Origin of the sequence: Bartonella sp. AC130YNZD (assembly GCF_042196865.1) — a bacterium.
In the GTDB taxonomy this organism is placed as follows: domain Bacteria; phylum Pseudomonadota; class Alphaproteobacteria; order Rhizobiales; family Rhizobiaceae; genus Bartonella.
The window spans coordinates 1-6348 of the sequence record NZ_JBHIQZ010000040.1 but is presented as its reverse complement, the minus strand read 5'-3'; the positions used below and the strand labels follow the sequence as shown (position 1 = coordinate 6348).

At 41.5% G+C, this 6348-nt stretch carries 6 protein-coding genes; all 6 read left to right on the top strand.

The window, feature by feature from the left end; translation table 11 throughout:
- The first annotated feature begins 106 nt into the window (after window positions 1-106).
- A complete protein-coding gene (locus ACFINU_RS08690) occupies window positions 107-1564 on the top strand; it encodes a hypothetical protein (protein ID WP_375667576.1) in 1458 nt (485 codons plus the stop codon).
- The gene (locus ACFINU_RS08685) at window positions 1564-1989 is read left to right on the top strand and encodes a hypothetical protein (RefSeq protein WP_375618820.1); all 426 of its coding nucleotides are present in this window, start codon (window positions 1564-1566) and stop codon (window positions 1987-1989) included. The genes ACFINU_RS08690 and ACFINU_RS08685 overlap by 1 nt, the downstream gene beginning before the upstream one ends.
- 1 nt (window position 1990) lies before the next feature.
- Window positions 1991-2842, top strand: coding sequence for a hypothetical protein (locus ACFINU_RS08680; RefSeq protein WP_375618821.1), 852 nt, complete (start codon window positions 1991-1993; stop codon window positions 2840-2842).
- A gap of 45 nt (window positions 2843-2887) precedes the next feature.
- Window positions 2888-3988, top strand: coding sequence for a hypothetical protein (locus tag ACFINU_RS08675; RefSeq protein WP_375667574.1), 1101 nt, complete (start codon window positions 2888-2890; stop codon window positions 3986-3988).
- A complete protein-coding gene (locus ACFINU_RS08670) occupies window positions 3985-6183 on the top strand; it encodes a hypothetical protein (RefSeq protein WP_375618823.1) in 2199 nt (732 codons plus the stop codon). The genes ACFINU_RS08675 and ACFINU_RS08670 overlap by 4 nt, the downstream gene beginning before the upstream one ends.
- Before the next feature lie 16 nt (window positions 6184-6199).
- The coding region (locus ACFINU_RS08665) for a transglycosylase SLT domain-containing protein (protein WP_375618824.1) at window positions 6200-6348 on the top strand (149 nt) is incomplete at its 3' end.

Here is a 6348-nt window from a genome sequence, read left to right as displayed (position 1 = left end):
TGTGCAACGGCAGCGTACAATGACTTTAACGAACAGTTGCATGAATTGCGTGCAGAGACGTCTCAACGTCATAACGTCACTCGAATAATTCCGACGGATTTCTAATATGGTTTATTTTCCAATCGCTGATTACAGACCAGATGTTGCGATCGTCAACGGTAGCTTTACGGATACACTTGTGAATGTTTTACCGGCAGATGGCGGTTACATACCCATGCCTAGTGCAATGGTTGTGTCTCATGCTTTAGAAGAAAAGCCTTTGGGTTCAATAGCGTTTAGAAGTGGCAATGGTGTTAAGATAATCGTAGGAGGCAAGCAAAAGCTTTACAGTTATGATAGTCAAACGAAGGGTTGGAAAGACATCAGCCAAAATGGTGTGACGTATCAAGCACATGAGGATAATCAATGGTCGTTCGCTTTGTTTGGTCAAAGAATTATTGCAGTGAATAAAAATGATAAACCGCAAGTCTTTAATACCCATAGCTCTGAACGGTTTGAAGATTTAGGAGGCAATCCACCGAAAGCAGGCTTGGTGAAGGTTTGGGGACCTTTTGTTTGTTTGATGCAATTGACAGATCACCCCAATCGCATTCATTGGTCTGGCTTGGAAGATGCTACTCATTGGACAGTTAAAGAGAAAGATTGCGATTTTCAAGATTTTCCGGATGGAGAATATGTTCAAGGGGCAACAGAGTCCACCAATCCCCTCATTTTTATGCGTTCTGCTATTTATGCAGGAACCTTTGTTGCGGGTTCTAAGATTGTATTTACGTTTCAAAAGATACAAGACAAGCGAGGAGCCCGCAGTGCAGCCTCTATAGCATGTCGAGGAAGTGATGCTTTTTTTGCAGGTGATGGTGGTTTTTATCAGATGAGTTTGGATGGTCAACTTTTGCCGATAGGCTTTGAGAAGGTTGATAGAACGGTTTTTAAAACCTTTGATAAATTTGCTCTTGATGAGATGCAAGGGGTTATAGACCCCGTTGATAACCGAATTTACTGGTCCATAAAGAGAGGCAATAACGAGCAAACGACCTTTGTCTATGATTGGGGCTTGCAGAAATGGTCGACGCTACAGGGAAAACCTTTCACGTTGTTTCCAGTGTTTACGACAGGGTATACTTTAGAACAGTTAGATGAGATTTCGATCAATCTTGAGTCCTTGCCGGCTTCTTTAGATAATCCCCGTTGGCAAAGTGGCGCGCCAATGCTTGGTGCTTTTGATGATAACAATCGGCTTGTTATGTTTACGGGAGCACCAATGGAGGCAACGGTTGTTTCACAAGAAATGGGAGCACCAGATGGAAGTTTTAACTTTATCACGAAAATGTTTGCCGAAGTTGATACGACGGAAGGTCTTTTAAGCATAGGGGAACGTCGGCTTCGTAATGATCAGACACCGATTACATGGCACCAAGAGAGGGCATGCTCTTATCTTACGGGGGCTTATCACGGACGTTCGCGCAATCGTTATCACCGCTTTAAATTGCGCATTCCTGAAGGCGTTCATTGGAACCATATCACAGGGTTTAATGTGGATTTACGTCCTTTAGGCAGAGGGTAATGGCAAAAGTCTTTTTGACCACGTCTTGGGATATGGAGCGTATAGCGCCTTATCTGGAAGACATCATTGCGTCGTTTCGCGAGTATGTGGAGCGTTTCAAACATGAAATCACGTTGCAAGAGCTCCTTGAAGCGATTTGCAGTGGCAAGAAACAGTTATGGCTTGTTTTGGATGATGACGAGCGCTTTTTAGCGGCATTCACGACCCAGATACAGCAGACAGTTTTAGGAAAGAAGCGCGCTCTGATTTGTGAATGTAGTGGGAAGGGCGTTCTTGATCAAGTTGACAATTTGCCATTTGTAGAGGATTGGGCGCGTGAGAATGGCGCTTTTGAGATAGAGATCTTGGGTCGTTTAGGTTGGAAGTGCGCATTGGACAAGCAAGGCTATGGCATAGATATGCTTTATTATAGGAAGGAATTGTGACATGGGGAGCAGTAGACCAGCAACGACAGAACAGAAGCAGGTGCAGACAAGTGCCCCTCCCGCTTGGATGCAGAATGTCTTTAAGCGAGGTGGTGCGGATGCGTATAATCTGTATGATACAGGGGCGGGTGGGAATGTTTATGGTGGTCCTCGTGTAGCGCCGTTAAGTTATCAAACGCGCTATGGAATTGGTGGTCTTGGAAGTATTCCACAGCATTATCAAAATCGCTCTTTGATGAATACAATTTACAATCCAACGTCGACAGCAAGCAATCTTGGAAGAGTGGCTTCTGGTGATATAGTTGGACAGAATCCGTCTTTTAATGCTGCGCTTCAAAATAGCTTAGACCGTGTCAGAGATACGATTAACAGCTCTTTTGTCGGTGCGGGTCGTTATGGTTCTGGTGCACATACGGGTGTCTTGGCAAATGAACTTGGTGCTTTGTCTACCAGTGCTACAGCAGATCAGTATAATCGTGATGCGGATCGCATGATGCAAGCCAATGCCATGATAGACCAAGCCAATCAAAATCAGTTAGGAGCTTCAAATAACTTCTTACAGGGTTATGGCAATGCCTATTCCAATGCCATACAGGGGGGAGGTGTGCTTGATGCCCACAATCAGAGAGTTGTTGATGCCAATCGTGAACGTTGGCTGGAACAAGACAATAGCGGTTGGAATAGGTTGAATATGCTTATGAACGCCGGTCATGGCTTTGCAAGAAATTACGGCACGACGATGAATAATATGTCAGGCTCTACGATGCATGGTAACGACCCTTGGCAGAATGCTATGATGGTGCTTTTTGGATTAAAGAAGGCTGCGGAAAAGGCAGCAAATGCTGCCGTTTAGTTTGAATAATCTTAGAAAAAATAAATAGTTAAAAGGGGTAGTGTAATGGTTTTTATGAGTTTTGACCCGAAAAATAGAAGTTTGGCATTAAAACGAAAAAAAACGGGAACAGAGTTATTACAGGAAGGAATAGATAAAAGTCAAAGATTTGGATCTCAAGTACCAGCTCTTCCTAGTATGATTTCTATGAATAATCCATACAATATAGGTTCCTTTTCTTTTGCCCCAATAGGTTCTATTCGTCCTGCTCAGATAGGTAGTGAGGAAAATAAACCTTCTCCAATTCCAAGAGAAGAAATTCCACCTAGTGTAGGAAATCATGCATCTGTTCCAACAGAACAAGTTATACCACAAGAACAGAATTCTAAACCAGAACCTAGTTTTTGGGATAAACTTTCACGTTTTTCACAGTCTGATGTTAGTAAAAATATTGATGATTTTCTTATGGGGGCGATAACAGCAAGTCCAGATTCGTCTGGATGGCAACGTTTTGCCAAGGGGCTGAAGAACTTGCATGAAGGTGATAAACAAAGAGGACAGGTTAACCAGACTGTCGAGTATCTAAAGTCTAAAGGCTATAGTGAAGAAGAAGCACGGTTCATAGCAGGGAATAAAGATGCGTTGAATGCTTTTCTATTACAAAAAGTGAACGGTGGAAATAGGAATCCCCAATTTACCAATGATGGTAGGATGCTTGTGGAAGATCCGAATGCACCAGGTGGATATAGATATATTATGGTTGAAGGTGGTAAATCGTATGAGGAAGCTGAACGTGCAAAAGCTCTACATGCAAATAATATAGTACGGAAAAGTATTTTATTGAAAGATCTCACATATCTTGATGAGTACCTTAAGGAAAAAGGTGGGTATGCAACAGGTCTGATTGCTTGGATTAAAAGCATTGATATGAATGTAGAATTATTTACGCGGAATCTGAATCAAATAAGAGATGTTATTTCAAGACTATCGCCTGAAGCAAAAGCCTATTTACTAGGTGAAGATGCTAGTCACTCCTCTGCTAATCAGTCGATGCCGCAAGAGAATGTTGAAAATTTTCCAATTGTAAGCGGTTTAGAAGAAGCTAATAAAATGCCTGCTGGATCTAAAGTTATTTACAATAATGATGTTTACTGGAGAGTTAAATGATGAATAATAATTCTCTAGGTGCTACGAGCAATCAAGGTAAAAAAATATCAGAACTTGGTCCGAATTTTATTAATCTTGGTCCTGTTTCAGAATATATAGCTAGACGAGGACGTCCATCAGAACTTGGTCCGAATTTCATCAATCTTGGTCCTGTTTCTGATTATGATCACCGTGCTTATGAAGAAGAAGCAGAACATCCCGAAATCACGCAAAGTGAAGCTTTTTGGAACTCTTTAAAGCATGGTTTGAGTTTTAATTTAGATGATGAAATTGCGGGGATTACAGCGGCAGGACGTGATTCTGATGATCAGTGGGCAATAAGTGCTTTTTTGAATGGGCTTTACAACTATTGGACTGGAGATAAGAAAACCATAGAAAAATATGAGAAAGAAGCCAATAGACTACGTGATTATTATCGTAGGATGAGTGATCAACATTATTGGACTTCTTTTGCTGGAAATGCTTTAGGGTCGGTAATTCCTTCCCTTGCGACTTTAGGGGGAGGATTATTAGCCTCAGGAGCACGCTTTGTAGCGCCTACACTTGCAAGGAATGTGGCGGGGTCAAAATTAGGTCAAGCCTTTTTGAAAGCAGGTCAGTTACCCCCAAGTCGATTTGCAAGTCCATTTTTAGGCATCACGAACAAAACAACATTACCTCATTTGCTTAAAGTAGGTGCAGCATCTGGTGCATTACATGGCGCAGGAGAAGGCGAAGGACTTTTAAATACACTTCAAACCACGGCATCTGGTGGAACTTTAGGAATGGGCGGGGCATTGGCTGGAAATCTTGTAGGCAGTATGCTTGGTTCTACTTTTGGTGGAATACGAAGACTTTTTTCTCCTTCTCATACGAAAGAAGGTGTTTCAAAAGATACGTTAAGAGCAATCAGTAAACATTTAGGCAATGAAGCTTCTGAAGAGCTAGGAGAATCTTTTAAAAAAGCAGTTCCTACCGATTACGTAGCTGATCATAGTCCTTTTTTACAAGATCTTGTTTTTGATATCGCGAAAAGAAACCAAGGGGCTTATCTTGATTTAACCAAGAGAGCTAAACAGAGAGCGCTGGGAGGAGGGGAGCGTATTCATCAAGCTGCTGATGAACACTTTGTTCCTCGTCAAAATGTCACAGGTTTAAAAGGTGATCTTATCGCGAGTAGGAAAGAAGCATCCCATACTCTTTATGAAATAGCTAAAAAGATACCAATAGGAGAGAAATATTATGGGGCACTTAATGAATTAATGGAGCGTCCATACTTTAAACAAGCTTATAATAAAGGGCTAAGGGGATTCATTAGTGATGGCAATAAAGCCAGTCCGTTTTCTTCTGAAAAATTTAGCCTTCTTAAAGAGAAACCCAACATGGGTATTCTCCATAAAACTAAGGAGGCTATTGATTTTATGATACGGGCAGAAAAGAGGCAAGGAAACAATAGCAAAGTTCGTAGCTTAGTAGATATCGACAAAAAGTTATTAGAGATTATGGATGATATATCGTCTGAATATAAGAAAGGGCGGGCATTGTATCATCAATATAGTTCACATGTAGATGCTATGGGTAAAGGTTCTAAAATCCTTAGCAAGTCGGTTAATAAGGATGAGTTCAGTAAAATCTTTGATGAATTACCAAAGGCACAACAAGAATACTTTAAAAAGGGCTCAAGGGCAGAACTTTTACAAGGTATGGGTCAAACAAAAAATGAAGTATCCAAGGCAAAGGAGATTTTTGGTACGAATGATCTGTATAAACGATTTGCAAAGATTTATGGAGCCGATAAAGCTTCTGCGGTCAAGAAGGTTATCGAAAAAGAAGCTAATTATGCAGATTTTTATAATAGAATACCAGGTCGTGTAGCGGATGAAAAGATATCTTTTAGGCATAACGTCAATATGCCAACGGGTAAACATGATGCAGCTGTACAATTAGCAAAAGCTGCTGGGAAGGCTGCTTGGATTCCTTTCAAAGAGGCGGCGTTTAGAGAGCGTCAACGGATTGAAAAGGATGTTGTCAAATTGTTAACAGGGGGAACACAGATTAAGAATGCTCAAATTGTCGATCTCATTCAACGCATGGTAAATGCGCATCATAAGGGATATGCGACGAAAGAGTGGTTCAAAAAACTATCTGCTGCTTTGTTTGGAGGTGGAGGAAAAGCCTCAACGGAAGAGTTGAATTTATTGAGTGCATTTGAGTAAGGGAGGAGATTAGGTTATGCCTCGTTCTAGTCCTTCTGTAGACCAAGCGATCCGTCAAGCAGCAGCGCGTTATGGCTTACCAGAAAGCTATTTGTACCGTGTTGCGCAAGTGGAAAGTGGCGGCAATCCGAATGCAAGAAATCCCCGTTCTTCGGCGGGTGGATT

Excerpts from the sequence above, each read along its gene's own strand:
- ACFINU_RS08675 (WP_375667574.1), top strand. The coding sequence starts at position 2,888 with ATGGTTTTTATGAGTTTTGACCCGAAAAATAGAAGTTTGGCATTAAAA.
- ACFINU_RS08685 (WP_375618820.1), top strand. The coding sequence starts at position 1,564 with ATGGCAAAAGTCTTTTTGACCACGTCTTGGGATATGGAGCGTATAGCG.
- ACFINU_RS08690 (WP_375667576.1), top strand. The coding sequence starts at position 107 with ATGGTTTATTTTCCAATCGCTGATTACAGACCAGATGTTGCGATCGTC.
- ACFINU_RS08680 (WP_375618821.1), top strand. The coding sequence starts at position 1,991 with ATGGGGAGCAGTAGACCAGCAACGACAGAACAGAAGCAGGTGCAGACA.
- ACFINU_RS08670 (WP_375618823.1), top strand. The coding sequence starts at position 3,985 with ATGATGAATAATAATTCTCTAGGTGCTACGAGCAATCAAGGTAAAAAA.